Below are 25,761 nucleotides of genomic sequence, written 5' to 3'. Positions count from 1 at the left end.
CGGATTTCCGCAAATAACTACTTGAATTATAAGATTATATTCTCTTGTCCTTACATCCCTTATCAAAAGCAATCAAATTAAAAAGTTCTCGCATTCGGCTACGAACTCGATTGCCATAGCGTTCTTCTAATTCTTCAGCATTGAGATTGGTAGTGGCGTGGGTTTTAATTTTGCGTTTAGTGTCAAGGTAGAGTTCATATCGTGATAAGAGCACTTCGCCCATCACGTTTAAGTCCTTGCCATAAAACCTGCCAGACGGTTCTACACCCAAGTCATCAAAACAATACAATTTGGTATTGCCATATTCTTCAACTGTTTTAAAGCCAAGGTGGTTAAAACCAAAAGTTACATTCCGGCAGGGAATCATTTCGTAAGGACGTTGCATCGGAACTATGTGGCGTAGTAATTTCATAAGGCTAGTTTTGCCACATCCAACAGGTCCAGAAAGTAAAACACCTTTGTCAATATCTATTTCATATTTCTCACAGTTTTCCTTGTCTCTTATGAAGTATGAACAAAGTTTTAGTAAAATATCCCTATCCTCATCATAAATCCTAAATTTTTTACCGAACAATAGTTTGCCTTTGGCATTCAGGTAAATCAGAATTTTTGGAAAGTCGTAGAGAACACTTTTTCCATCAAACTTTCCCAGCGAATATTCCACGGCACCTTCGATAATTTTAGAGGGGTTGTCCATAGTCTTTGTTTTTAGTGGTTCGCAAGTTGTCCTTGATTTGGGATGCTTGTTTTTTGTTTGGTTTGTTTTCTTCTTCAAAAAGCTCGGTTCTATCCATCCAGTTCGTGGCCAATGAGCGCCAATCCCGTATAGGTTTTCCGTCGCTTGTTTTCCATTCTCGGTCTGCATAGTGCTCGTAGAATTTTGTTCCTTCATCAGCAGCAAATCCATTTTCTTCAAAAAATAAAATACAGGCCTGCCTGCCCTTTGGCTGTTTTATATGGTTTTCTTGTTTGATATTGTTTGTATTAGATACCAATGCTTGTCCACCTATGGGACGGTGTTGGTACACAGCCTGTCCGTTATCGGGATGGTGGTGTCCATCAAGCGGTACACCTCTGGGATAGTACTGTTCTGCAAGCTGTTCTAATATGGGGTTGTACTGTCCCGTAGCTGGTTCGTCACTTGTCCTAATAATGGCCATCTTAATTTTGCTTCCTTTGTATGGATTGTTGGAAGGAAAGTAGGATAGGTACTGCCAAGCATCCAAATCTACAATACACCTATGGTACGTTGATTTTGAGCCTATCTTGGCACAGCGCATTAAATCTCTGCGGTTTACATAGAATTCTTTCATAAACCGAGAGCTGTTCCATTCCTGGAACAGAGCCATATACAAACTGATATGGGTAGGATTTAGGCGGTCATCAAAATAGAACTTTTCAAAAGCCGCGTTAAGTAGCTTTATATAGTTCATCAGTTAAGAATTTAATCTGTGCTGGACACGGTTAGCGTCCATCACTTTTTGGATTTCCTCTGTATCGTAATAAATAATGCCACCTACTTTAGTGTAGGGCAAGGTGCCATTGATACGAAGATTTTGAAGTGTGCCAGGACTCACTTGAAGTAAATCCATAACCTCTGAAGATTTGAGGTATTTTTTAAGCTTTCCTTTTGACTGATTGGTAAGTAATTTTTTAATGTCATCGAGTAGTTCCATTTTAAAATCTCGAAGGTCGTCTGTGGTAATAATACTTGTCGGCATAATAGAACGGTTTTAAAGAAAAGGGCTATCAAGGTTTTTAAATTTTTAATTGATAGCCCCTAGCTTGATTTGACTTTCGTTCTACAAATTTGAATAGATTTATTGGATTTTATTCCCCGGTACGACCGTACTACGGTCAAAATTTAACATCTTAAAATTTGGCGTAGTTTGCCTGATTTTGATGTGTTTAAGTATGCTTTAGAAAAGCACAAAGAGCAAAATTTAATAAAAAATTGAATTACCATAGGTCAACCGTGGTACGGTCTTTTTTTAACAGAATGCAGAAAGGATTGCGACAGTCCGAAAATTGCGACTATTCCTCGCTTTTATCCATTTCTATAAGTAGTGATGTAGCAAGTTGATCGAGAAAAAGGGTTCTACTATTCTTCCTGTTTTTGATATCCTGATAGGTTTTATAGATATCCTTTGGTTCAATATTGAATAGTTGTTCCAACTTCTTTGAGACTTTCATAATGCCTTGATTATTTTGTTTTCCCAATCCTTTTGAACACAATGCATAGAGTAATTCTACATAATCCGTGTTAGAAAATGGCCAATCGATTTTTTCTATTGGTTTGATGTCATTATATTTTCCATTCAATCCTTTTCGAATATTATGCTTCTTTTCATCTAAATAAAAAACTAACAGATCAAAAGCTCTGTATTTGCCGAGTAACATATCCCTTGGTGTGCAAAATTCAGGGTCTTGGAAGTAGAATTTGGATGTTGTGATATGAAAAGTTTCCAGATAATCGCGTGTATAATATTCCTTGTCGAAATGAGTAGCACCAGAATCTACATAACGACCAAAATCGATGTTGTATAGGAAAAAGCGATTTAGTTTGTTGATTTTCTTTTTAATGAATTTTAACTGGCAATCTTTATTTCCTTTAGGAAATTGAACTTCAAACGAGTGGATTTCTGAAAAGTAGATAAGTTTTGTTAGAGGCACTTGTTTAGTTTCCTTAAAGAACTGAATTTCTTCTTTAATGGTTTTAAAATCTTTAGATAGGATTTCTTTTTTATAGGTGCTTAATAATTTTCGACAAGCTTTTATTGAACGCCAAGCACATTCTAAAATATTACCATTTTGAGTTTTTATTTCATCCAGGTCCTTTAATAGCTTTTTTGATAGTATTTGAGAGTTCATAGGTAGGCAATTTTTTTTCTGAAACCATAGGTATGGGATTTTGTTGATAAGGTTAAATTATATTATTGTCCTGCAAAATTTATATAATGAATGCCTAAAACCATAATATTTGTGGCTTATTTGTTGATTTTATGGAACTTTGAGTAAGTTAGTTTTAAGTAGTAATTATACAAGGAAAACTAGCCGTATTTACTTGCGGAAAGCACCGTATTTTTATACGGGAATATTGTGAGATACTAAAAACACTATGCCTTGGGTATTAGAAAAAGTCTATCTTTTTCTCTTGCGGAATCGTTTTAAGAATTCACGTCTATTTTTTACCCCAGTTTTCTTGAATATATTAGAGGCGTGTTTAGATACCGTACTTTCGGCAATGAATAAATCTTTGGCAATATTTCTATAACTCAAATCACTTAAAATCGAAAGTGCTATTTCAATTTCCCGTCTGGTCAAATCCTCATATATAATCCTGCGCTCAATGGATTCATCTTTCTGTTTTTCCTTTAGAGCAAAAACTTCATACATTCTATTATTGTTCTCTATGAAGTATAAATATCTATCTGCTTCGATTGCAGTAATGGCATAAAAAGCAATGTTCATAACTGTGAATGTTATCCATTGATAGTCGCCAATTACAGTGCAAATTGGTAATAGTACGATGCTAGTTACACTTATTATAGAAAGCTTATTTCGTCTTAAAATAAATGAATTAGGATTGTTTGGGTTTGATATTCTTCTGTAGAAAATAATTAAGAAAATCAAAGCGGCAATTGATATAGGTATTGTAAATAATAATCTAGCCGATTTAAGGGAATTAGTTAGAAAATATGGAATCAAAAAAAGCACGACAAAGCTAACGCTTGCAAGTATAGTAAGATTTCTGATTGAAGAATTGAACTTTAGAACAACTATATCGTATTCTTTATATAAATAATAAACAATGTAAACGCATAAGGCAATTGCAATACCATAGGTGATGATATACTGGGCGATTAATGATCCTGGAAAGTTGTCAATTGGTAAAAAGCCACCTGTGAAATTATAGGCTATGAACAAAATTCCAAGATAGAGAAACCGTCTTAAACTACTTCGTGTTTTCTTTCTCGAAAAGTAAAGGGTAAGTAATACAATGAACGTATCTATTAATAAATAGAAGAAGGTTGTCCAATGTATTGAAGTGCCAAACATACTCTGTCATTATGTGAGTTTTTCAAAGCGATTTTCTTCGGTATTTTTTCTAACGTTATTCCAGTCAAATATTTCATCGTTCATAGCGATATAAACACCAGGCTTAAGACTATCAAATTTATTAATTGCGAAGCCAAGGTTATATGAAGCATCTGTATTTGGCTCAGTGCCTAGTATAAATGCACCAGTGAGAATGATTGTTTTGTCTAATCCTAATCGTCCGAGGTATTGTGCTGTATCTATCATTGTAATTGTACCGTGGGTAATAAGCACCTTATCCCATATGTTGTTTTTTATTTTGACAGCTAATAGCTTTCTGTCTTCATTAGTAACAAAACGACTGTCCTTATCTAAGACTTTTTCAACTGTATACGGCACAGTAATTTCTAATTGAGATAAAAAAGTTTCAATGGATACACCTCTTTGGGAATTTTTCTTATTTACATCATTGTATTCTAATCCTTCTATGGTTCCGCCAGTACTAAATATTTGAATCATAATTTTTTATTTTTCAAAATTTTGATGCTTTATCATTATACAAATGTGGACATTTTTAAACTTATTTTTGGAATTTGACTTATGTTATGAGTGCATATTTCTGAAATGTTAACCGATTTTAATTTATATAGAAATAAATGATAACACACAAACAGGAATAAAATAGTATCAGTGCATTTTTAAGTTAACCACTTACTTAATTGAAAGAGTAGTTTTAGAATAATTATCGGTAATTATGCCTCTATTTCGATTTATGCCTCAATTTGGAATAAAACCAGGCTCCAAACAACAGCGTAAGATATAATATTATGATAATGAGCATTTCATCCCATTTTTGCGAAAACTCTTAGTATAAAATCAAAATACCACCCAAGCTCAAACCAATTATAGATAGTATCGTTATTACAGAAGATGAATTGGCTGTTATTCTAATTCATGTAAGAATAAGCTGCCAATGCCGCAATAGCACCACCAATAATGATCGCCACAGGCGTGAGATTACCAATCATTGAAACAGAAATACCTAAAATAGTAAAAATACCGCCACCTACCATTCCTCCTAACGCAATGGCTATTAATTCTGGTAGTCCTGATGATTTATTCCGTTTTCTATGCGAAGTCATATTTTAATTAATTCAAAAGCATAAATCTAAATTTTTAACAAAAACGAAACAATTGATTTATTGTTTTTCTATGAAAAATGAAAGATAACTTGTAATAAAAGTTCATAATTCTGAAATCTGAACTTTTCATCACTTCAATATTTCGTCGAAAATGCAAACATTTTTGAACTTTGCTATGTATTAATGTTAAAAAGTAAACAAAATGAAAACAACAATGATTACACTTTTAATGGTTGGAGTGATAACGCAATCATTTACTCAAGAAGTAATTTTCAAGGCGAAAGTCATTAAAGAAGAAGTGCCAACGGTAATAATTGATGAAGTTGTGGAAGATTTTCCAGACTATGAACTCGATGAATTTTATGCCATTCCAATAAATTTTATTGAAGAAGATATAATTATTGAAACGGACAAATTGGGGACTGGAGATTTTAGCAGCTATGAGATTAAATTAAAAAATGGCAATGATGAATTAAGAGCTTTCTACGATAAGGACGGGAATTTGATTTATTCGATGGAAAAAGGGGTAAATGTTCCACTACCAGCTGAAGTTAGAAACAAAATTGCAAAAGAATATCCAGGATGGGTTATTACAAAAGATGTTTACAAAATGAAGCATAAGGCTGGAAAAGAAGAAAACATCAGATACAAGCTATACCTAAAGAAAAATAGAAATAAAATTAAAGTTTACACCAACGAAAACGGAGAAATCTTATAAGTCTATTAAACAATAACTAAAAACAATTTAGAAATGAAAAATCAATTAAAATTTGCGGTATTAAGTTTAGTTTTAATATCCATTGTCTCTTGTAAAAAGGAGGTTAAAAATGAAGATGCCATTGTCGAGGAAGTTACTGAAATCGGGCTTCCAAATGAATCTGATATTTATTTTGATGAAACAATTACATCACTTGAGAGTAATGATCACGCCAAAGCTGCCTCGCAACTTAATAAAGGAATCGAAGCGTTAAAAACTGAAGGCAAAGAGTTAACAGGAAAAGCTAAAGAAAGTTTAGATAAGTCAATTAGTCAACTAAAAGCCATTCAAAAAGGATTAAAATCTAATCAAAAAATTAATATTAATAGTCTTCAAGAAGCAATGGCAAATGCTGAATTAGCAATAGGTCACGATTATTTAATCTCCGATGATATATACTTTTTGACAGAGCCAGAGAAAGTAAACGACCATATTTCGCAAAAAGAATTTAGAAAAAACCTAAAGGTTCTTGAAAGTACTTTAAAAAACGAAGATGGCAACAAATCCTTAGATAAAGATGGTTCAGGGCAAAAACTGTATGATGAAGGAAAGGCTCTGGAAAAAGAATTAGATAAACTTATGGATAAAATGAAAGACCATAATAAAAGAGCTAATGAGCATATTAAGACACATCATCCTGAGCACCACTACCCAACGTATCAGCCTTACTATTAGTAATTAAAAAAACAAATTTATGTTAAACGCATTTAATGAGCGGGAACAGTTGGAAAGACTTCACGATCGTCACAAAAGATTTTCGCTAGATGTTTATGATCATCATACAAATAGCAATAAAAAGAAGCTTGAAGAGTCAAAGAAGAATCTAAAAGAGACTGAAGAAGAACTTCAAAAATTGAAAGAAAAGCTACATCCCTAATTTTATTGCCTAAAGCCGTAGTAACAGTGGAATGATAAATCCTCTTATATATATTACTCACTTCTACGGCTTTTTGACATTATAAAACACACAAATATGTTATTTAATATTAAAAAATGGTCAAAAAATAAGATAGCTTGGTTTTATGCTACTAGGGTATCTCTAGGAATTATAATTTTTTCTGCAATATTACATTTGCTAAAGATTTATGAAAGTCCAGCTTTTCGAATGGTTTTTGTATTGATGTTGCTCATAGGCTTTTCGGTAATGATCTGGAATTACACCAAATATCATAGAAATACTACTTTTATAGAAGGGTTTTTGCTTTGTGCCCGAATGGGTGTGCGACTTATAATAATTCTAGTTCCTATTATTTTGATATATCTTTTTTTCAATCCTCAGGAAGTTTCAATTATTCAAGCCAAAGAAACTTTTGGAAGCTCAGATACTGTCATTGAGATGGCATTTTTTACCACTATAGAATTAGTAGCTGGGACAGTTGTAGCTGGAATATGTGCTTCATTCTTAACAGGTTTGAGAAAAAATACTTAATTTATTTTTTGAATTAAAAATCAGACATTATTATATTATGCTACACTAAAAAATAATCAAAAAGGATGAAAAAAAAATTAGGACAATTTCCAGCCACAGCAATTTGCGGAAATGACATTAGTTCATCCTGTCTCTATGTTTCAGCACTTGCAATTGCTTATGCTGGGCAATATGCTTGGGTTTCATTATTAATTGTTGCTGCAGTTCTGTTTTTATTTAGGAAGATTTATGGCGAAGTTGTTGGAGCAATGCCACTTAATGGAGGAGCATATAATGCGCTACTAAACACTACAAGTAAATCCACAGCATCATTAGCAGCCACTTTAACCCTATTGTCTTATATGGCAACGGCTGTAATTTCTGCAAGTGAAGGAATGCATTATGTGCATAATTTGTACGAAGCTTGGCCAATTACCATCGCAACTATTTCTCTGTTAGCAATTTTTATGATACTCACAATTATTGGTATTGGGGAATCGTCATTGGTAGCTACGGTGATTTTTGTGTTTCATATGGTCTCGCTTATCGCTTTGAGCGCATTTTGTGGGCACTATATTTATACAAATGGTTGGGAAGTCTTGACAGAAAATTTTAATAGGCCAATAGAAGGAGGTCTTACAATGGCACTTTTCTTCGGCTTTTGTGCAGCAATGCTTGGTATAAGTGGCTTTGAAAGCTCTGCTAATTTTGTAGAAGAACAGAAAAAGGGGGTGTTTAAAAAAACACTTCGAAATATGTGGATAGTGGTAAGTGTTTTTAATCCGCTTATGGCTTTTCTAGCATTGGCGCTCATACCCATTCCCGCAGTTGAAGGTCATAAAGAAACCTTACTATCCTATATGGGGGAGTTGTCAGGTGGAGGATGGTTATCTACGTTAATTTCTATTGATGCAGCTTTGGTGTTAAGTGGAGCTGTATTAACTTCTTTTGTTGGTGTCACTGGGCTTGTAGAGCGAATGACGTTGGATAGGATTTTACCTCAATATTTATTGAAGAAAAACAAAAGAGGTAGCTCATACAGAATAGCCATTGTCTTTTTCTTGTTGTGTGTTTCTATATTATTAATAACCAAAGGGGAATTAGGAGCTTTGGCTGGTGTGTACACCATTGCTTTTCTTTCTGTAATGACCTTATTTGGATTAGGAAATTTTCTGCTGAAAGTACGTCGTAAACATTTGCCACGTCCCGAAAAATCATCTTGGGTTGGATTATTTATTGCTGTTGGAGCTGTCATTGCTGCCTTAATTGGCAACGTTATAATGAATCCAGATTATTTAGGTGTCTTTTTAGAATATCTAATTCCTACGCTGCTCATCGTTGTTTTTATGCTGAATAGAACTGTGATTTTAAAGTTTGTATTGCGAGCAATTAAGTATGGTTTTAGTCCAGTGGAACGGTTTGTACAACGTTCTAATCATAAAATTATGGCAACCATAGATGACATCAACTCTCAAGAATTTGTATTTTTTACGCACGAGGATGATGTTGCAACTCTCAATAAAGTGATGCTATACATCACCAAAAACGAACATACCAAAAAATTGAAGGTAGTTACTGTTTTAAAAGACAATGAGCAGCCGCCAAAGCGTTTAGAAAGCGACTTGGAAGTATTGGATAGAGAGTATCCAAAAATCGATATTGAATACATAAAGATACAAGGTAAATTTGGACCAAAAATTATTCAAAAGCTATCCAAAGATTGGGATATCCCGGTAAACTTTATGTTCATAGGTTCTCCAGATGATGAGTTTCCATATGAGGTTTCAGAGTTAGGTGGAGTGCGATTAATTATATAATTTTTTTAAGCATGGAATATTTTAAAACTAGAATTCCAAATGAGTATCTGGAGTATTTACGATGGTCGTCTCTATGAGAAGATTAGTTCTTTTCAGACTTGTAATCACGATCGATTAGTACATAAAATAAACGAAAAACGTGAACTTCAATTTCGAAAAAGAGAAGTCATTTTTGTAGAAGGCAGGACACTTAATGGTCTTTACTGTGTCAAAGAAGGTGTTTTAAAACTATCCAAACTTAATGCTAATGGTAGAATCCAGATAGTTAAGCTAGCAGCCTCGGGCGATATAGTTGGTCTTGAATCTTTACTCTTCAGAAAACCATCATATTTTTCTGCCACCGCCATTAACAAAGTTAAAATCTCTTTTATACCATCTAGTGAAATTAGATGTTTAATCGAGAGAGACCCTGATTTTTCTTTTGATATATTGAAACATACCATCCAAGATTTGTTCGATTCGGATAATGCTTTGTTAAATTTAATGTCAAAATCTGTAAAACAAAGAGTTGCTCTTGTACTCTTGAATTTAAACAATAACTTCATTAAGAATGATAATGAGCATACAGGTTTATACCTTTCTCGTGAGGAATTGGCAAACCTTACAGGAACGAGTACCGAAACGCTAATTAGAATGATTTCAGATTTCAAAAGAAAAGGTCTAATTCGTTGTCAAGGAAAAAAAATTGAAATCCTTCAGCATGTAGAATTAATGAAGATAGTTAATTGCTTTTAAAATTTTAGCTCGTTTAAAAATGTCTAAGATATAGAAGGGTTTAAATAGGTGTTGAGTATGTAAAACAAAATGGCTTATTTGGTTTCAAACTAGTCTGAAAACCATTGTAATCCTGGGGCGTGCTTATCAATTTCATGTTCATAAGCTCAACAGGTGATGAGTTTCCGTATGAGGTTTCAGAGTTATGTTAAATATGATCATTATTTAATTCTTACGAAGCCTTTAGCAAAAAATAATCACCCTTATTTTTAAATTCTTTAATGGTTGTTCGCCATACTTTTTTAAAGGATGTAATAAACGACTCACAGATTCCAATTGATTTAAGATATAAATTGAATTTAAATGCACTAAAATTTACAGTATATTCGATAAAAGAAACAAAATAACAGTAATATTAAAAACTATGAATCTATCAAGCGATGCCTATAAAAGAAAGCTTACATTGTTAATTAGTGCTATTGTTATTATCACTTTTATATCGTGCAAGGAGGCTGCAAAAGAAAAAGATGTAACTCATTCTGCACAAGAATCGAAGCATTATTCGAAGGATGAATTAATAGGTGCTTGGTTACGTGACCAAGATGGTGAAAAAGATGTTTTAGAACTGCGAGCAGACGGTACATTTGCTTTGGCCGGAAATCCGTATTGGGCTGGCCGTCACTGGAAATTTAAAAACGACTCTTTGCATTTAGAGTTAGTGAGATTAACTGGAACAGGAGATGATTTTAGCTTTGTGAGTTATGGAGTTGTACCTAGTAAAGACAGGAAGGTAGTTAACCTACGGACAAATTCAGAAAAAAATATGGCTAACAATGATAGCCCGTTTGTAAAGTTATCTTCTAATTACCCAACAAGCAACTGGATTGGAAGATGGAACGGAGTGGAAGGAACAATGTTGGAGATTTTACCGCACGGAGATTTCTATGATGTTATTATTTATGGGCTTGATGATGTTACCCAAGTAATGAGCGAAAAAATAACAGATAAACCAGAAATTGTTTTTGTTACAAAAGATATGAAAAAACATACTATTATAAAAGGTAATGGTATTGATACAGGTATGAAATGGCTTGCAGATAAAACAGATTGCTTAATTATTACTTCAATGAAAACAGGGTTTTGTAAATAGTGTACTATAAATGGAACTTAACTATGGTGCAATATCTTTAATTCAAAACGGAAAAATATGGATAAAAAAGGTTTGGATTCCAATACGCAATTAATCCTATCACGTTTAATGACAATGATTTTGGTACGAAATAATGTTAAATAAAGTTAAGAATTTACTGCGTCCAGATTAAAATAAAATTCTACACGAACAATTGAAAAAGAAAAAAAGCGAAAGCGGAATTACAATCTTGTAGTTCCGCTTTTTTATGTTCAGTATGCTGAAATCTGTACTTTATATAAGTCGTTTCATTAGTAATCCATTTTAGTCTTTACGAAATTTGTTATGACAAAATGAAACGGACAAATGGTAAGTTACTATCTGTTTGGTATTTATTTTGTTATAAATAGAAATATAAAAAGTTTAATTTAAAATTGATAAAAATGAAAAAGTTAATCACACTTTCATTGGTAGCAATTTTGGCTACTAGTTGCAGTGCACAAGAGAAAAAAGAGAAAGAAATAAAACAAAACAAATCAACTTCAAAAATTGAAAAGCCCAAAGGTAATTGGACGGTAAACAAAGAAGTTGATGAAAATGGTAATCTTATACGATATGATTCCATTTATTCTTGGTCATCTGCAGATAATGCAAAAGAAGTTAACCCACAACAAGTAGATAGCATTATGCAATCCTTTCAATCAAAATTTAGTCAACATTTTTCGAGTTCGATGGGAAATGATTTTCCAAAGTTTTTTAAAAAAGACTCATTATTTATGGAAGAGTTTTTCAGCGATGGTTTCTTCGGAAACGACTTCGGAAACGGAATGCCAGATATAAATGCTATTCGTGAAAAAATGCAAGCAATGCAACAACAATTTATGCGAGGGCAACAACGAGCAATTATTCCTGCAATACCAAATGATGGCACAGAAAAGAAAAATAATTAACAACAAACATCTACCAATGTTGGTAGATGTTTTGCTTAAACTGGAAAAATGAAAAAGCAATTTATAACACTATGTCTAGCACTTATAAGCGTCGCTAGTTCATTAGCACAACAATCCTTTCAAGTAATAGAAGAACCGCTTCCATATAATCACTTTGCCAATAGTTTTACTACAAATATTATTGGTTTAAATGAAGGATTTGTATTGTACCATTGGGAAAAATTTATTGAAAATCACGGCGGAAAAACCTATGTTACTTTTGTTGAAAAAGGTAATTATGAAATGCACTCAAAAGACGTAAAATTTCCATTACTTAACAATGAAGAAGTTGATATTTACACCAGAGTAACACCTAATAGAACTTTGTCTGGAGTGCTATTAACAATTTGGATTAAGACAACTGAGGGTACATATTTTTCATCAAAGTCTCATCCTAATCAAGCAAAAAAAATAAAAGATTGGCTGTTAAAATTTAATCGAAACCTTGAAGAACTCAATGAGAAAATAATTCATAATTAAATTTTATCTTTAAAAAATATAGACTTAAGTATTGAAGATAGCGTAAAAAAGAATATCCAAACCTCTATTAAAGCACTAAAATAACAAAATTTACTACAAATTAATTAATGGAATATATAGATTATTATAAAGTATTAGGTGTTCCGAAAGACGCTACTGAAAAAGACATAAAAAAAGCCTATCGCAAATTAGCGCGCAAATATCACCCAGATGTAAACTCTAACAACAAAGAAGCCGAGAAAAAATTTAAAGAGATAAATGAGGCAAATGAGGTATTGAGTAATCCCGAAAATCGTAAAAAGTACGACCAGTATGGTGAAAACTGGAAGCACGCTGAAGAATTTGAAAAAGCAAAACAGCAGCAACGACAACAACATCATTACAGCGGACAACAGTATCAAGGTGGTAGTTTTACACAAGAAGATTTTGAAGGTGGCGATTTTTCGGATTTCTTTAGCTCAATGTTTGGCGGTGCTGGTCGAGGTCAACAATCGCAACAAGTTAAATTTAGAGGACAGGATTTTAACGCCGAATTGCATCTCGACTTAAAAGATGTTTATGAAAGCAATAAACGAACACTTACCGTAAACGGAAAAAACATTCGCATCACGATACCTGCAGGTGTAGAGAATGGACAAACCATTAAAATTAAAGGTCACGGTAGTGCTGGTGCAAATGGTGGTCCTAAAGGCGATTTATATATCAAGTTTGTAGTAAAAAACACCACTGCATTTAAACGTGACAAAGCCAATCTTTATAAAAATGAGACCGTAGATTTATACACTGCCATTTTAGGTGGCGAAATTACCGTAGATACTTTTAACGGTAAAGTAAAGCTGAAAGTAAAACCAGAAACTCAAAATGGTACTAAAGTGAAACTAAAAGGAAAAGGCTTCCCGGTTTATAAGAAAAATGGTCAGTTCGGAGATTTATATGTAACATATTCTGTTGATATGCCAAAGAATCTTTCTGAGGAAGAAAAAGAATTGTTTAAAAAATTAGCAGCATTAAAAAAATAACCGATGAGCACAAAAAAACTAATATCAATAAAAGAGTTCTGTGCCAGTCATAACATAGAACAAGGGTATATTATTTCACTAGAAGAGTTTGGTTTTATTACCATTGAAAAACATGAATTTATAACAGATGAAACACTACCTAAGGTTGAAAAAATACTTCGATTTCACCGAGAAATGAATATTAATTTCGAAGGTATTGATGTCATTCTAAATTTATTGGAACGCGTAGAGGAAATGTCTTCAGAAATGAATCAACTTAGAAATAGGTTGGGATTATATGAGGAAAATTAAGAGTGTTAATCTCAAAAACTCCATTTCATCCGTAAAAATGCCAAACGGGTTTTGCTTCCATATGAATCACCGTTATTGATATAGAAAAATTGACCAATAACATCCACATCCAAATTTTGACTGAGATTATAGGACAGTGTTGGGTTAAGGAACAAAGGTTGTCCAGATACCGGCGAATAAATAACGTTTAAACTTCCCGTAAACAAAGGAGTAAACGGATGCGATACACCTATGGCGGTTGCCCATTGATAGGGATATAAGTTTCTGGCTTCCAGTTGAAAACTAAACAAGCTGGCGTTGTTGTTATCCGTTGCATTGTATAAAGTATTAACATTTAAGTAGGTGCCATTTTTAAAACCGTAGTCGAACCCTAAAGTTCCCGAAAAGGTGTTTTCTCTATCATCATTTGTAGCGTTGAAATAACTCATTTCCCCTTTAAACCCTATATTTTTAATCGCTCCTGCCCATCCTATACCAATGATAGCATCCTGATTTGCATAGCTTGCCAGAAACTGAAAATCATAGTTCCATTTATTGATTTTATACAACAAACCTGCGGCAAAATCATCCGAGTTGTCAAAAGCTTTTATGGCAAACTCAAAACCACCGGAATAACCAATATATTTTTTGATGCGCAAAGCATCCACACCAGGACGCTCTTCATAATCAAAATCAAGAAATGAAAAGGCGTTAAAAATATCGTGTGGATTCCAGATTGTGTTAATGCCCCAATTAATACGCTGCCTGCCTAATGAAACTTCCCAATCATTTTTAGTGTATGTAACATATAAGCGGTCAAAGACACTGTATAACACGGTTTGATTTCCTGTATTGATGATGTCGAGGTTTACGAAGTCGTTGCTTGCTTCTTTCAGTTGTTGCTTGAAATTGGGTGCGAATATGCTATTATGAAATTCCCCAAAGAAAAACCGCGTGCGCAATTCCGCTTTTACTGTAAATTCTGCCGAAGGAAACCATTTAAAATTGAGACGGTTGTGTAGAAAAATATCAGTTAGTAAGGTATCCTTTTGCGAAAGCGGGCTCTCAAAGGAAATTAAACCTTGCATTGATTTTTGATAGCCTGAAAGTTCCCAGTTTTTAGGTACTTTTTCTTGCCCGAAAATCACATTCGAGACAAGAATCATAAGGCACATACTATAAAACTTATTGAACTTCATCCTTAATTATTTTGCCATCTTCTAGGGTAATAACACGAACAGCTCTATCAATAACGCGTTGGTCGTGAGTGGCAAATACAAAGGTAGTGCCTTCCTCTTCATTGAGTTGTTTCATGACATCCAATAACTCGGTTGTAGCTACAGAATCTAGGTTTGCTGTAGGTTCATCTGCAAGTACAAATTCAGGTTTAGACGCTAACGCTCTTGCTACTGCCACACGTTGTTGTTGCCCACCAGACATTTCTGCTGGAAACTTATCCATTTCATCTCCAATACCAATTTTATCCAATAACTCTTTAATTCGCGTTTGGCGTTCTTCTTTGCTTTTATGTTGCAAAAGCATAATAAACTCGGCATTTTCTGTAGCGGTAAGTACAGGAATAAGGTTGTATGCCTGAAACACAAACCCGATGTTTTCTTTCCTGAACTGTATCATTTTTTTATCAGATAATTCGGTAATCGTTGTGCCATCTATAATAACTTTACCAGACGTAGGCTTATCCAAACCACCAATGACATTTAATAACGTGGTTTTGCCACATCCTGATGCACCAATAATGGCGGTAAACTCTCCCTTTTTAATTTTTAAATCGACACCACGCAAGGCGTAAACTGGTACTTTGTCTTGGTTATATGTTCTTGTAATTTCTTTGGTTTCTATAATAGACATAACTATTGTTTTATTTTTTTCTAATGGCTTCTAAAGGTTGTAAGCGTACTGCTTTAATGGCAGGGTAAATGGCTGACACCATAGCGGTAAGAAAGACCGCTAGGGTTAATTGTAAAATCACGTTAAATTCAAGTTGTGGATATATTACCGTATCCAGCCCAAATTGTTCAGCTCCTTTTGAGAAGCTCGCCAAGTCTATTCCTTTCGTTTTTGACCAGCTCACTGTAATCCATCCTAATAGCATTCCAATTGGGGCTCCAATAACACTCAAAAATAACGTCTCCAATACAATCATCCAGAATATCTTAACTCTAGCCATTCCAATAGCCATTAGCATTCCCAATTCGTGAGTACGCTCTAAAATGGCCATCAACATCGTATTGACAATTCCAAACACCAAAGCCAGCATAAAAATGAAAAGCATAATAATGGACACCACGTAAATTTGCGATTCAAAGAGTTTGACATCTGGTGCTATTTCGGTATAATTCTGAACCAAACTATCAGGAAATTTTGCGCTTAACTCCTTTTGCACCTTTGGAATTTCCTTTTTATTATTGAGAAGTATCGAAATTTCGTGCACAGCATTGGCATTTCCCATATAGGCATTTAACTCACTACGCTTAACATACACATTGGTTTCATCGTACGGTTTATTACTTGTTTTAAAAATGCCCTTAATTCTAAAGGAACCCGTAACCACATCGCCATTTAAATCTTGAAAATAAAGCACAATTTTTTTTCGAAGTTTTACCTTTAGCTTTTTAGCGAGTTCTTGACTGATTAAGATTTCGTGTTTTCTTTCTTCGGAAAAGTAACTTCCTTCAACAATTTTTTCATTAATAGGACTAATAGTAAGTTCCATTTCAGGATTTATTCCTTTTATGGTTACACCTCTCGTGGCACGACTAGAACGTATCATTCCGTTAGCAAGCGTATGTTGGGCACTTGCTTTTACATCGGATAGCGCTATTACTTGATTTAAAATTTCAGGTTGTAATAGATATTTCACATCCTTATCATCCACAAATTTTGGGTGATGTATTTGAAGGTGTGACGTTTGAAAACGAACCGCATTATTAATATAGCCATCGGACATAGACCGAACAAATGCCATCATATAAATAAACGCCCAAACTCCAGCGATGACCGAGCCGATAACGATAAGCGAGCGAGAACGGGCACGCCAAATATTTTTCCACGCTATTTTAGGAATCATTTGCAATCATTTTTAGTTTCTCATTGCCTCAACAGGCTTTAGTTTAAAGAGGGTTAATAATGGATAGATACTTATTAAAATCGTAATGATAAATATGACCAAACTTTGATTGATAAAAATATCTGATGACACCGAAAACCCGAACACAGGATCCACTCCAAATTTTTCAAAAGCGGAAGCAGCGTCTTTGGCTATATGTTCCATATTTACAGGATGATTGTGGAAATAGAAAGAAAGTGGTAGGACTGCAGCAATACCAATGACAATACCAAACACCGACTGTATGAATATTTCGATACAAACAGTAAGGAATAACTTCCAGCGTTGCATTCCTATGGATAATAGTACGCCAAATTCGTAGCTACGCTTTTTAGTCATCATTAGTATGGTGCCAAAGAGGGTAAAACCAATTAAACAATACAAAACCAAGATGATAAGGTAGGCACCCATTTCGTCAAGGCGTCTTGCTTGTAATAAATCGGGCATTAACTCTTTATAATCCAAGACTTCATACGTTTCTGCAGGTATTTTGGAAATGATTTGACGCTTTGTTTTGGCTACGATACGTTCTGCTGGAAGCTGTAAAGCCAAAGAAGTCAAACGGTTAGGTGCACCTAAAAACTCTTGCGCTACAGGTAAAGACAAAAACACCAAGCTTTTATTGAGGTCGGGCAAGGGGAATTTTACGATGCCGTGAATTTGATATTTTCCTGCTGCGTTTACGCCGTGATATCCTTGCGATATGAGTACGAGTGTATCGCCAACCGTTAGCCTCAATTTTTCTGAAAGCCCTTCGGCAATAAGAATACCATTGTCGTTTGGTTTTAGATATTCGCCAGAAATGACCTTGTTGGATAATTTGGTAAGAAGTGCTTCTTTTTCAGGATGTATTCCTAAAGTTAAAACACCGCTGGTAGTATTATCTGTTGAGGCAAGCGCAAAAGATTCCAATCGAGGCACTACACTTTTAACTTCAGAAATCGTCTTTAACTCGTTTTCGAGCGCTCCATTCATTTCAAAAGATTGGTCGATGGTTTGGTCATCCCAATAGCCTTTTTTATGCACCTGAAGATAGCCATAGTACATATTTACAGAACTATCAACTACATTGTCCCAAGCACCTTTTTGAAATGACCGTAAAAAACATGCCAAAAAGACCGCAAACGCAACTGCAATAATCGTCAACAAACTTTGTCTTTTGTTGCGCCATATATTTCTAAATGCTAGTTTAAAGAGCATAGTAAATGATTATTTTATTCGTTTCATATTCTGTATTGAAAAGAAGCCGTCTTTAATAGGTTCGTCAAATTTTAATGATAGATATTCCATTCGCGTTAGGTGTCCTTCTTCTTCGGCAGGAACAATTTCCAGTACGCTCGGTAATAATCTACCGTCCAACATTTTTATATTTTTACCCCACATTGTATTAATGAGATAGTTGTCTTCATCATAGTATTCGGCTTTCATAAGAATAAAATCCTTTTGGTCTATCCAGAGATTTATTTTCCCCCAAACCACTGCGGCATTTTCCTTGGGTGTGAGTTCCAGCTTCCAGCATTTTCTTTGGTCGAGTGTTTCTTCAGCTATAATTTTATGGGTATAATCTTCTACAATTGATGATTCCTTGGCAAGGTCGTCGTTGGTGAAATCAGAACCCATCCAGCTTTGTGACATCATAGATGGTGGCATTTTAATGGTTCGGTCTATTTTAGGTTGCCAGTTCCACATTTCCTTGTCCCGTTTTAAAAAGGCTGTACCTTTATCACGAGCAGGACCCGTTATTAAAATAAGTGTGTTTTTCGTCCCTTTAGACCACATTTTGAGCTGCATATCACGCTGCCAATCGGGACGAATAATAGTCATTTTAAGTTCGCCTTGACTATAATCACCTTGACGTTTATCTTCGGCTTTCTTTACAATTTGTTCTGCCGTAAGGTCTTGCGAATAACCATAGGTTACTGCACCTAAAAAAAGGGCTATATATATTATTTGTTTCATCTGTTGTTTATTTAATTCATCTTAAAAGCAATATCTTTTCTTTAGTTTTTATGGTTGTTAATTTAATAAAAGAGTGTCACAATATCAAACAGTTAGGGGATTGTATGCTATTGAGTAGCTTCTTGTTTTCTAGAATAAAATCACGTAGTTCTTCTAGTTCTTGTGTACTTGCATCGGTTTTTTGAGACCGTTCTTGTTGCACTTTTTTTGCTGAAATTTCCAGTGATTGTAATAAAGCCAATTGATTTTTTATCAAATGGTCATAAAAATTGCGGTAGCCTTCTCTAATTTTATATTGAATATCAGACGCGCTATTGGCAGCATTGGAAAGGATTAGGGATGCTATGGATTTTACAAGCTGTTTTCTTTGGGCTTCTAATCGCCATTTTTTAAAAATCCTTTTATTCCAATGATGACTATTTTGGGTATCGGAAGGATGTTGAGCAACCTTTCTGAAATAAAAGCTAGAATAGGTATTTAAATCAAATTCATCGACCCAATGGCTTACTTTTATGTCTTCACTCAATACAGAACCACTCATTAATTTTTGAAGAAATTGTCCCGATTGGTCGAGGTCTTCTTCGATTTGTTTTTTAAAATGAGTGACAATTTGCTGTTCAACTTCCTCTTTTTTTTGCTGAAATGCAACCAAAATTTTTGTTCCTACGTTGCTTAAAACAAGGTCATATCCCTTGTTGTCTATTTGTTTTAGGGTCGCTGTTTTTTCATTTTCTAAAGGCGAAACATACTTTGAAACCAATTCTTTTCTGAATGTTTCAAATAGTGTATGCGTTTGTTGTTGTAAATTTTTAATGCGTCCTTCCAATTGAAAAAAATAGTCTTCCCTTTTTTCTTTCAAAATAAGACTGTGTTTACTCATCGTAGCAATAGCGGTGTCTAACTCTTCCAAGGGAAGTTGTAGGCTCTTTTCTTTTGTTGCGAGTAACATATTGGTTTTGTGTAGTAAACTCTTTATACGAATGCCAAAAGTATGTACCAAAATTTTTGACTTGTCTTTGGTCATTACGTCTATTATTTGTTGGCGTAGGGTATCGATATTTTTAAGGTGTTCTTCGAGCGTAGATACAGGCAAAAATGTTCGTTCTTGTTGTCCAAAACGTTCGTTCAATATTCCCGTATTGTGAGTAATGAGCTGTTCTTGTTGGGTTGGTGAAAGCAGGTCGCTTTTATTCAAAATAAACGATAATGCAGGTGTTTGTGGCTGTATTTTTTCAATAAATACTAAATCCTCTTGAGAAATAGGAAGTTCTGCGCCTAGAACATAGAGTGCCATATCAATCTGTGGAACGAATGAAAATGCCTCTTCGGTATTATGAAGATGTCCAGAGCCAATACCTGGTGTATCTACGATGGTCATCCCTTTGAGCCAATCTATAGGTAACCCTATATCTAAATATTTTACCTCTTTTATGTTTTTGGGGTTTTCGGCTTCAGAAACATATTGGGATATTTCAGAAATTAAACAGACCTCTTGCGTACCATTGTTAAAATATACCGTGGCTTGTTTCTTTTCTTTGTAAGATATAAGCGTAACAATAGCAGTTACTGGAACAATGCCTGTGGGAACAATGTTTTTCTCTAATAAGGCATTGATAAGTGAAGATTTACCACGCTTAAAAGAACCCAAAATAGCGATGCAAAAGTGGTTGGTAGCTAGCTTTTTGTAAAGTTCATCTAAAGATTCGGTAAGCAACGGATTGTCCAAATAGTCAATACTCTTTGATAGTTGGTTCAAAACCGAAGTAACCGTTATTTCTGAAGTAGCTTTCATTGCTAGTTGAGATTGTTATTAAGATAGCAACCTAATGCAACAGTAGGGTACAGTGCTTCATACGACTGAAATTTGTCGCCCACTTTTTTATAAATCATTTCTCGGTTTAGGTCTTCTAAAGCAGTGCAACCAGCACCCGCTAACAATTCCAGAAAGTTATCGATAGTGAGGCGTTGATAATTCCTAACCCGTTTCCATTTTTCTGAAACTACTAATCCGCGCATCAATTTTGGGTTGTTGGTAGCTACGCCAGTAGGGCATTCGTTAGTATCGCATCGCAAGGCTTGAATACACCCTAAAGCGAGCATCATACCACGTGCCGAACTACACACATCTGCACCTATACACAATGCCTTGAAAATATCGAATGCTGTAAAGATTTTAGTTGCAGTAAATACTTTGATATCCTTTTTCAAGTCAAAACCATTCAAGATATCGGTGACAAAGAGCAAGGCTCTTTCCCAGGGCATTCCTACATAATTAGAAAAGTCAATAGGCGCGGCTCCTGTACCACCTTCGGAACCATCGACCACGATAAAATCTGGTTTAATTCCAGTTTCCACCATTTTTTCACAGATGTCGATAAACTCACTTTTATCTCCAATGCATAGCTTAAACCCAATGGGTTTTCCGTTAGAGAGTTCTCGCATTTGTTGCACAAAGCGTAACAAGCCTTCGGCATCGTTAAAGGTGTTGTGTCCTGGTGGCGACAATACATCGGTATGTGGTTCGACACCTCTTATCTTGGCTATTTCTTCATTGTTTTTTGAAGCCGGCAATACACCACCGTGTCCTGGTTTGGCTCCTTGAGAAATTTTTATTTCTATCATTTTTACTTCTGGATAGGCAGCTTTCTTTTTAAACTCTTCTGGCGAAAAATGTCCGTCCTTGGTTCGGCATCCAAAATATCCAGTGCCTACTTCGTAGACCAAATCGCCACCTTGCCTGTGATGTTCTGATATACCGCCTTCTCCTGTATCGTGAAAGAATCCACCAGCTTGAGCACCCTTGTTAAGCGCCAAAATGGCATTTTTACTCAATGCGCCATAACTCATTGCCGATATGTTGAACAAACTTGTCGAGTAGGGTTGTGTACAATCTGGACCACCAACGGTTACTCTAGGTGCTTCTTCTAGTTGCTTTGTAGGATAGATGCTATGCTGCATCCATTTAGAATTGGGGTCTTCCACGTTCAGTTGGGTTCCAAAGGGATGGGTTTCACTTTCTCCTTTAGCACGCTCATAGATATACTTTCTGTGATTACGATCTATGGGTTTTCCATCAGTATCAGATTCGATAAAATACTGATGAATTTCCGGACCAATCATTTGTAGTAGGTAGCGCATATGCCCCAGAACTGGGAAATTCCTTAAAATTGCAAGTCTTTTTTGAGTGATATCGAAAATGCCCAAGGCAATAAACAAAACCCCTAAAACGGAAAAGCCATATATAGGCCATATCACAATACACGTAATAATAATGATGATGCCTAAGGCAATGAACGTAAATCTTATAGCTTCTTTCATTTTTTTTCTTTTTTTATACAGATGGAATTCACATTAGTTCATTTTAAAAACAATATCCTCTACTGCGTAATTTACATCTATCAAGGTGTGATTGATGTCTTTTAGTTGAAATAGAATTTCTTTGTGCTCAAATATTTTTCGTTGTTCAGACTCTTGAAAAAGAGTGTTTAATAGTTGTGCATACCTTTCAGAAAATGTATTGCTTTTATGAATCAGTTGATCTGTATTTGAATGCACTTCCAAATATTCTTTGTTTGTTAATAATGAAATCCCATTGCTTACTAAATTCATTTCGACTTTTAATAAATCGAGCAATAGCAAGTATTCTTTTAGATTAAAGATGTTATACACGTTCATTTCAGTAATTAAATGTTTTACTTTTAAAGCGGTTCTGTTTAATTGAAAATAAACTCTACTTATCGCCTCTTTATCTACTGGCGTGATAAACGTTTTATTTAAGTCGAGTAATGCTTGTTTTCGATTTGTTTCTGCTTTCGCGAAAGCGTTCTCAATCTCATTGGGGAATTCTTTCAAATCATTCTGATAGAAATCACATACGGTATTTACTAATCCTTTTGTGAGTTCAACTTGCGATTGCATTTTTCCGAAGAAATCAATCTGTTCTGGAAGGATATATTTTTTAAATAAATTCATAATTCTTTTAATTAAATAGACTGAATAGATAACAAATTCCGTAACCTAAACCAATGCAAGTTGGGATATTGAGAAGCCATCCTGTAAATATATTTTTTGTGACGTTCCATCGTACGTGTTTTGGTCGTTCTCCAGCGCCAACACCCATTAAAGTCGTAGTTACCACTTGCGTGGTAGAAGTGGGTGCACCAATTAAAGAAGACCCAAAAATGATGAGTGAAGCGCCTAATTGGTCGGCAATAGAATGTACTAACTTCACTTTATAAATTCCAAAGCCTACTGTTTTTATAATACTCCAACCGCCAAACATTGTCCCAACGGTTATCGCTGAAGCACAGATTAGAATGACCCAAGTGGGTACGCTAAATTCGGTATGGGTTCCACTAGCGACCAATAACATTGCTATAACGCCCATTCCTTTTTGGGCATCGTTAGTACCGTGACTAAATGCTAGTAGCGATACTGATGCATATTGACTGTATTTTAATAGCGGTTTTGATTGTATGGTCAGTCTAGAAAAGAGTTTCAATAAAATTTTAATGATGAAGAATCCGATAATGAAACCTGCTAATGGTGAAATTACTATTCCTGCTAAAATCTTCATAAAACCAACAAGTTCTCCTTGGAAAAGTTCGGTAATTCCCCAATGAATATTTTGGCTACTTAAGGCAAATAATCCTGCCCCAACTAATCCACTAGTGAGTGAATTTGAAGAAGATGTTGGTAATCCTAATTTCCAAGTAAGAATGTTATAGGCAATGGCTGCAACAATGGCAGAAAGTGCCACACTTTGTGCTACAAACGCATCAGCTTTAGAAATATCCACAAACTCGCCAATGGTATTGGCTACAGCAACGCCACCCACAAAAGGCCCAATAAATGTAAATACAGTTACAATTAGAATAGCAATACCTGGTGACATCGCTCGTGAAGCAATAGCGGTAGCTACCATATCTGCTGCATCGTGAAAGCCATTGGTGAAATCGTAAATAAGTACGAGTATGATTCCTATTATTAAGAGCATTATTGTTTTTGGTTAGTGATACATCATCAGCATTCCTTTACTGTGTTTTTTACCTACAAAATAATAAATGAATGCGATAGGAATAAAAATAAAGTTCATAATCGAATTAAAGTTCAGCTCAAATGGATTTTTATGTAATTGCAATGCTTCCGTAGGACTTTCAGGAATCCATCCTAAAAAATCAAAAGAATAATCCAAAAATAGAGCAGTGGCTATAATGCCAACAAATAAGAAAAGGAAAATGAAAAGCATTGGTTTCCAACCGTAATATTTTCGATAGACTTGTAGCATTGGCAACGTGATTAAATCTGAAAGTACAAATGCAATAACACCTCCAAACGAGATACCACCAAACCATAGTACAGCAGCGAGAACAATATTTCCCACTGAACAAACAAAGCTTAATACCGCGATGAGTGCTCCAATTACTGCATTCCAAAGTAAAATGGCAAATTCAGGATAGGCAGCATTGTCTTTTAGAAATAAAGATTCCCAGAATTCTTTAGGTACTAATACCATTAAGAAAGCAGAAATAAGTACCCCAATAAAAATGTCTTTACCCACCATATTTACATCCATAACAAAATGCGTACTGGCTGTTATGAGCTTGTCTTTAAAGTTTTGTTTTTTATGCATCATTGAATGCTCCATTTCACTGTGTTCCATTTTACTATGATCCATCTTGCTGTGATTCATTTTTGAATGGTCCATCTTACTATGATCCATTTGCATTGTGCGTGCATTAATTTCGGAAGCTTTAATGTGTTCTTGGGCTTGTTTTATAATTTTCTTCGGAAAGAATTTTGCAATTAAAATGGCAGTAAAAGCAATAAAGAACAGACCACCTATTAACTCGCCCATAAAAAAAGCCCACCCTAATAAACTTAGAATGATAATAAAAATCTCAAATACGAGATTAGTGCTTGAAATTAAAAAGGCAATGGAATTGGGTAAGCTTGCGCCTTTGGTCATTAAAGTGCGCGACATACTAGCTGCGGCATAAGAACAAGATGAAGAAATGGCTCCAAAAAAAGTAGATATGCTTAATGATTTTACTGATGTTTTACCAATAGAGTTACTTATCGTTTCTGTAGGCACAAAAGCACGAATGATAGACGACAAAATAAAACCTAGTGCGAGTCCCCAAAAAATCTCCCAAACCATTCCGAAGAAAGCTAAAAATAAATCTGTAATCGTTTCCATAATCACTTTTTTCTTACTTTATATATTTTTGATGGAAAGGTATTTTGACTGATTTCAACTTCATTATCAATAACAAAACCAGCGTTTGTAAGCGTGTTACTTATTGTTACAGGTCTACAACCCGTTAAAAGCCCAGGAACGTATTTGGCAATTAAAGCCCAAAACTTATGCATTGTTTTAGTGCCGTGAGAAAAAGTAGTAATTACGGCAATTCCGTGAGGTTTTAGTATGCGATAAAATTCTGAAACAATGGTATCAAAAGTTTCTTCTGGCATTAAATCGATCATATAATTATTAATCAATAAATCATACGTTTCATCTGTAATGTTGAGATTTAAAACGTCACCTTCTATAAGGGTGTAATTAGTTGAATCTAAATTTTTTAGACGTTTTTTTGCTTTTGCTAGCATTGCTGGGGACAAGTCTATGCCCAGATTATCTCCATTTGGGTTTTGTTTCACAATATCACAAAATACAGTTCCTGTTCCGCAAGCAATTTCAATAATGGATTGTTGATCTTTTATCTCGGCAAGTGAAAGCGCTTTTTTTATGGCTTTCGATTCTGTAAATGCACCCCAAGCATCGTAAAACCAAACTACATTTTTGTAGCTGTTTTTTGTTTTTTTGGTATTTAATATTCTTTTTAATGTTTTCACTTTATAAAGTTACTTTAATTGTTGATAGAATATTTCGTAGACGTTTGGGATAAAGTT

General features: G+C 34.6%; 29 protein-coding genes. 11 read left to right on the top strand and 18 right to left on the bottom strand.

Annotated elements, in window-relative coordinates:
- Positions 1-34: 34 nt before the first annotated feature.
- The 7 genes from ACY2RU_RS03725 to ACY2RU_RS03695 form a co-directional block, all read right to left on the bottom strand.
- The gene (locus ACY2RU_RS03725) at positions 35-697 is read right to left on the bottom strand and encodes an ATPase (protein WP_490137060.1); all 663 of its coding nucleotides are present in this window, start codon (positions 695-697) and stop codon (positions 35-37) included.
- Positions 681-1,433, bottom strand: a complete 753-nt coding sequence (locus tag ACY2RU_RS03720; protein WP_490137059.1) for a hypothetical protein — start codon at positions 1,431-1,433, stop codon at positions 681-683. The genes ACY2RU_RS03725 and ACY2RU_RS03720 overlap by 17 nt, the downstream gene beginning before the upstream one ends.
- Before the next feature lie 3 nt (positions 1,434-1,436).
- A complete protein-coding gene (locus ACY2RU_RS03715; protein ID WP_490137058.1) occupies positions 1,437-1,721 on the bottom strand; it encodes a helix-turn-helix domain-containing protein in 285 nt (94 codons plus the stop codon).
- 313 nt (positions 1,722-2,034) lie between these two features.
- A complete protein-coding gene (locus ACY2RU_RS03710; protein WP_490137057.1) occupies positions 2,035-2,871 on the bottom strand; it encodes an RteC domain-containing protein in 837 nt (278 codons plus the stop codon).
- 270 nt (positions 2,872-3,141) lie between these two features.
- Positions 3,142-3,927, bottom strand: a complete 786-nt coding sequence (locus ACY2RU_RS03705; RefSeq protein WP_490137056.1) for a LuxR C-terminal-related transcriptional regulator — start codon at positions 3,925-3,927, stop codon at positions 3,142-3,144.
- Positions 3,928-4,068: 141 nt separating this feature from the next.
- Entirely contained in the window at positions 4,069-4,557 is a 489-nt protein-coding gene (locus tag ACY2RU_RS03700; protein WP_490137055.1) for an asparaginase domain-containing protein, read from the bottom strand.
- 428 nt (positions 4,558-4,985) lie between these two features.
- Positions 4,986-5,180 (bottom strand): hypothetical protein, encoded by a 195-nt coding sequence (locus tag ACY2RU_RS03695; protein ID WP_490137054.1) that lies wholly within the window; start codon positions 5,178-5,180, stop codon positions 4,986-4,988.
- Between the two features lie 202 nt (positions 5,181-5,382).
- On the opposite strand from ACY2RU_RS03695, the gene ACY2RU_RS03690 reads away from it, so the two are divergent.
- The 11 genes from ACY2RU_RS03690 (at position 5,383) to ACY2RU_RS03640 (ending at position 13,784) form a co-directional block, all read left to right on the top strand.
- The gene (locus ACY2RU_RS03690; RefSeq protein WP_490137053.1) at positions 5,383-5,898 is read left to right on the top strand and encodes a hypothetical protein; all 516 of its coding nucleotides are present in this window, start codon (positions 5,383-5,385) and stop codon (positions 5,896-5,898) included.
- 33 nt (positions 5,899-5,931) lie between these two features.
- Complete coding sequence (locus ACY2RU_RS03685; RefSeq protein ID WP_490137052.1) at positions 5,932-6,612, top strand: hypothetical protein; 681 nt, start codon at positions 5,932-5,934, stop codon at positions 6,610-6,612.
- A 19-nt stretch (positions 6,613-6,631) separates the two neighbouring features.
- Positions 6,632-6,814: a hypothetical protein gene (locus ACY2RU_RS03680; protein WP_490137051.1), complete on the top strand. Its 183-nt coding sequence runs from the start codon at positions 6,632-6,634 to the stop codon at positions 6,812-6,814.
- Positions 6,815-6,910: 96 nt separating this feature from the next.
- Positions 6,911-7,366 (top strand): hypothetical protein, encoded by a 456-nt coding sequence (locus ACY2RU_RS03675; protein WP_490137050.1) that lies wholly within the window; start codon positions 6,911-6,913, stop codon positions 7,364-7,366.
- Between the two features lie 65 nt (positions 7,367-7,431).
- Positions 7,432-9,162 carry an APC family permease gene (locus tag ACY2RU_RS03670; protein ID WP_490137049.1) on the top strand — a complete coding sequence of 577 codons (1,731 nt, stop codon included), beginning with the start codon at positions 7,432-7,434 and terminating at the stop codon, positions 9,160-9,162.
- A gap of 39 nt (positions 9,163-9,201) precedes the next feature.
- Positions 9,202-9,897, top strand: coding sequence for a Crp/Fnr family transcriptional regulator (locus tag ACY2RU_RS03665; RefSeq protein WP_490137048.1), 696 nt, complete (start codon positions 9,202-9,204; stop codon positions 9,895-9,897).
- Positions 9,898-10,300: 403 nt separating this feature from the next.
- A complete protein-coding gene (locus tag ACY2RU_RS03660) occupies positions 10,301-11,026 on the top strand; it encodes a hypothetical protein (protein WP_490137047.1) in 726 nt (241 codons plus the stop codon).
- Positions 11,027-11,448: 422 nt separating this feature from the next.
- Positions 11,449-11,955 carry a hypothetical protein gene (locus ACY2RU_RS03655; RefSeq protein ID WP_490137046.1) on the top strand — a complete coding sequence of 169 codons (507 nt, stop codon included), beginning with the start codon at positions 11,449-11,451 and terminating at the stop codon, positions 11,953-11,955.
- Positions 11,956-12,003: 48 nt separating this feature from the next.
- Positions 12,004-12,474 (top strand): hypothetical protein, encoded by a 471-nt coding sequence (locus ACY2RU_RS03650; protein ID WP_490137045.1) that lies wholly within the window; start codon positions 12,004-12,006, stop codon positions 12,472-12,474.
- A 107-nt stretch (positions 12,475-12,581) separates the two neighbouring features.
- Complete coding sequence (locus ACY2RU_RS03645; RefSeq protein WP_490137044.1) at positions 12,582-13,493, top strand: DnaJ C-terminal domain-containing protein; 912 nt, start codon at positions 12,582-12,584, stop codon at positions 13,491-13,493.
- A 3-nt stretch (positions 13,494-13,496) separates the two neighbouring features.
- On the top strand, positions 13,497-13,784 hold the full coding sequence (locus tag ACY2RU_RS03640) for a chaperone modulator CbpM (protein WP_490137043.1): 288 nt from the start codon (positions 13,497-13,499) through the stop codon (positions 13,782-13,784).
- Between the two features lie 11 nt (positions 13,785-13,795).
- On the opposite strand, the gene ACY2RU_RS03635 is transcribed toward ACY2RU_RS03640, so the two are convergent.
- The 11 genes from ACY2RU_RS03635 to ACY2RU_RS03585 all read right to left on the bottom strand — a co-directional run bounded on the left by ACY2RU_RS03635 (position 13,796) and on the right by ACY2RU_RS03585 (position 25,704).
- Positions 13,796-14,962 (bottom strand): hypothetical protein, encoded by a 1,167-nt coding sequence (locus tag ACY2RU_RS03635; RefSeq protein WP_490137042.1) that lies wholly within the window; start codon positions 14,960-14,962, stop codon positions 13,796-13,798.
- Complete coding sequence (locus ACY2RU_RS03630) at positions 14,949-15,632, bottom strand: ABC transporter ATP-binding protein (protein ID WP_490137041.1); 684 nt, start codon at positions 15,630-15,632, stop codon at positions 14,949-14,951. Before ACY2RU_RS03630 ends, ACY2RU_RS03635 begins: the two co-directional genes overlap by 14 nt.
- A gap of 10 nt (positions 15,633-15,642) precedes the next feature.
- Positions 15,643-16,851, bottom strand: coding sequence for an ABC transporter permease (locus ACY2RU_RS03625; protein WP_490137040.1), 1,209 nt, complete (start codon positions 16,849-16,851; stop codon positions 15,643-15,645).
- A gap of 12 nt (positions 16,852-16,863) precedes the next feature.
- Complete coding sequence (locus tag ACY2RU_RS03620; protein WP_490137039.1) at positions 16,864-18,090, bottom strand: ABC transporter permease; 1,227 nt, start codon at positions 18,088-18,090, stop codon at positions 16,864-16,866.
- A 9-nt stretch (positions 18,091-18,099) separates the two neighbouring features.
- Positions 18,100-18,849, bottom strand: coding sequence for an outer membrane lipoprotein-sorting protein (locus ACY2RU_RS03615; RefSeq protein WP_490137038.1), 750 nt, complete (start codon positions 18,847-18,849; stop codon positions 18,100-18,102).
- Between the two features lie 76 nt (positions 18,850-18,925).
- A complete protein-coding gene (locus ACY2RU_RS03610; RefSeq protein ID WP_490137037.1) occupies positions 18,926-20,641 on the bottom strand; it encodes a dynamin family protein in 1,716 nt (571 codons plus the stop codon).
- A 2-nt stretch (positions 20,642-20,643) separates the two neighbouring features.
- Positions 20,644-22,167, bottom strand: a complete 1,524-nt coding sequence (locus ACY2RU_RS03605) for an FMN-binding glutamate synthase family protein (protein ID WP_490137036.1) — start codon at positions 22,165-22,167, stop codon at positions 20,644-20,646.
- 33 nt (positions 22,168-22,200) lie between these two features.
- Positions 22,201-22,821 carry a hypothetical protein gene (locus tag ACY2RU_RS03600; RefSeq protein ID WP_490137035.1) on the bottom strand — a complete coding sequence of 207 codons (621 nt, stop codon included), beginning with the start codon at positions 22,819-22,821 and terminating at the stop codon, positions 22,201-22,203.
- A 7-nt stretch (positions 22,822-22,828) separates the two neighbouring features.
- Positions 22,829-23,845, bottom strand: a complete 1,017-nt coding sequence (locus ACY2RU_RS03595; protein ID WP_490137034.1) for an inorganic phosphate transporter — start codon at positions 23,843-23,845, stop codon at positions 22,829-22,831.
- Between the two features lie 12 nt (positions 23,846-23,857).
- Positions 23,858-25,048, bottom strand: coding sequence for a permease (locus ACY2RU_RS03590; RefSeq protein ID WP_490137033.1), 1,191 nt, complete (start codon positions 25,046-25,048; stop codon positions 23,858-23,860).
- Positions 25,049-25,050: 2 nt separating this feature from the next.
- A complete protein-coding gene (locus ACY2RU_RS03585; RefSeq protein ID WP_490137032.1) occupies positions 25,051-25,704 on the bottom strand; it encodes a class I SAM-dependent methyltransferase in 654 nt (217 codons plus the stop codon).
- Between the last annotated feature and the right edge of the window lie 57 nt (positions 25,705-25,761).

Source organism: Ulvibacter sp. 2305UL32-6 (assembly GCF_058148545.1).
This window is presented reverse-complemented; position numbering and strand designations above follow the sequence as displayed.

Bases quoted from the DNA above. Each gene is read 5' to 3' on its own strand.
- ACY2RU_RS03725 (WP_490137060.1), bottom strand. From the start codon at position 697: ATGGACAACCCCTCTAAAATTATCGAAGGTGCCGTGGAATATTCGCTG.
- ACY2RU_RS03720 (WP_490137059.1), bottom strand. From the start codon at position 1,433: ATGAACTATATAAAGCTACTTAACGCGGCTTTTGAAAAGTTCTATTTT.
- ACY2RU_RS03715 (WP_490137058.1), bottom strand. From the start codon at position 1,721: ATGCCGACAAGTATTATTACCACAGACGACCTTCGAGATTTTAAAATG.
- ACY2RU_RS03710 (WP_490137057.1), bottom strand. From the start codon at position 2,871: ATGAACTCTCAAATACTATCAAAAAAGCTATTAAAGGACCTGGATGAA.
- ACY2RU_RS03700 (WP_490137055.1), bottom strand. From the start codon at position 4,557: ATGATTCAAATATTTAGTACTGGCGGAACCATAGAAGGATTAGAATAC.
- ACY2RU_RS03695 (WP_490137054.1), bottom strand. From the start codon at position 5,180: ATGACTTCGCATAGAAAACGGAATAAATCATCAGGACTACCAGAATTA.
- ACY2RU_RS03690 (WP_490137053.1), top strand. From the start codon at position 5,383: ATGAAAACAACAATGATTACACTTTTAATGGTTGGAGTGATAACGCAA.
- ACY2RU_RS03685 (WP_490137052.1), top strand. From the start codon at position 5,932: ATGAAAAATCAATTAAAATTTGCGGTATTAAGTTTAGTTTTAATATCC.
- ACY2RU_RS03680 (WP_490137051.1), top strand. From the start codon at position 6,632: ATGTTAAACGCATTTAATGAGCGGGAACAGTTGGAAAGACTTCACGAT.
- ACY2RU_RS03675 (WP_490137050.1), top strand. From the start codon at position 6,911: ATGTTATTTAATATTAAAAAATGGTCAAAAAATAAGATAGCTTGGTTT.
- ACY2RU_RS03670 (WP_490137049.1), top strand. From the start codon at position 7,432: ATGAAAAAAAAATTAGGACAATTTCCAGCCACAGCAATTTGCGGAAAT.
- ACY2RU_RS03665 (WP_490137048.1), top strand. From the start codon at position 9,202: ATGAGTATCTGGAGTATTTACGATGGTCGTCTCTATGAGAAGATTAGT.
- ACY2RU_RS03660 (WP_490137047.1), top strand. From the start codon at position 10,301: ATGAATCTATCAAGCGATGCCTATAAAAGAAAGCTTACATTGTTAATT.
- ACY2RU_RS03655 (WP_490137046.1), top strand. From the start codon at position 11,449: ATGAAAAAGTTAATCACACTTTCATTGGTAGCAATTTTGGCTACTAGT.
- ACY2RU_RS03650 (WP_490137045.1), top strand. From the start codon at position 12,004: ATGAAAAAGCAATTTATAACACTATGTCTAGCACTTATAAGCGTCGCT.
- ACY2RU_RS03645 (WP_490137044.1), top strand. From the start codon at position 12,582: ATGGAATATATAGATTATTATAAAGTATTAGGTGTTCCGAAAGACGCT.
- ACY2RU_RS03640 (WP_490137043.1), top strand. From the start codon at position 13,497: ATGAGCACAAAAAAACTAATATCAATAAAAGAGTTCTGTGCCAGTCAT.
- ACY2RU_RS03635 (WP_490137042.1), bottom strand. From the start codon at position 14,962: ATGAAGTTCAATAAGTTTTATAGTATGTGCCTTATGATTCTTGTCTCG.
- ACY2RU_RS03630 (WP_490137041.1), bottom strand. From the start codon at position 15,632: ATGTCTATTATAGAAACCAAAGAAATTACAAGAACATATAACCAAGAC.
- ACY2RU_RS03625 (WP_490137040.1), bottom strand. From the start codon at position 16,851: ATGATTCCTAAAATAGCGTGGAAAAATATTTGGCGTGCCCGTTCTCGC.
- ACY2RU_RS03620 (WP_490137039.1), bottom strand. From the start codon at position 18,090: ATGCTCTTTAAACTAGCATTTAGAAATATATGGCGCAACAAAAGACAA.
- ACY2RU_RS03615 (WP_490137038.1), bottom strand. From the start codon at position 18,849: ATGAAACAAATAATATATATAGCCCTTTTTTTAGGTGCAGTAACCTAT.
- ACY2RU_RS03610 (WP_490137037.1), bottom strand. From the start codon at position 20,641: ATGAAAGCTACTTCAGAAATAACGGTTACTTCGGTTTTGAACCAACTA.
- ACY2RU_RS03605 (WP_490137036.1), bottom strand. From the start codon at position 22,167: ATGAAAGAAGCTATAAGATTTACGTTCATTGCCTTAGGCATCATCATT.
- ACY2RU_RS03600 (WP_490137035.1), bottom strand. From the start codon at position 22,821: ATGAATTTATTTAAAAAATATATCCTTCCAGAACAGATTGATTTCTTC.
- ACY2RU_RS03595 (WP_490137034.1), bottom strand. From the start codon at position 23,845: ATGCTCTTAATAATAGGAATCATACTCGTACTTATTTACGATTTCACC.
- ACY2RU_RS03590 (WP_490137033.1), bottom strand. From the start codon at position 25,048: ATGGAAACGATTACAGATTTATTTTTAGCTTTCTTCGGAATGGTTTGG.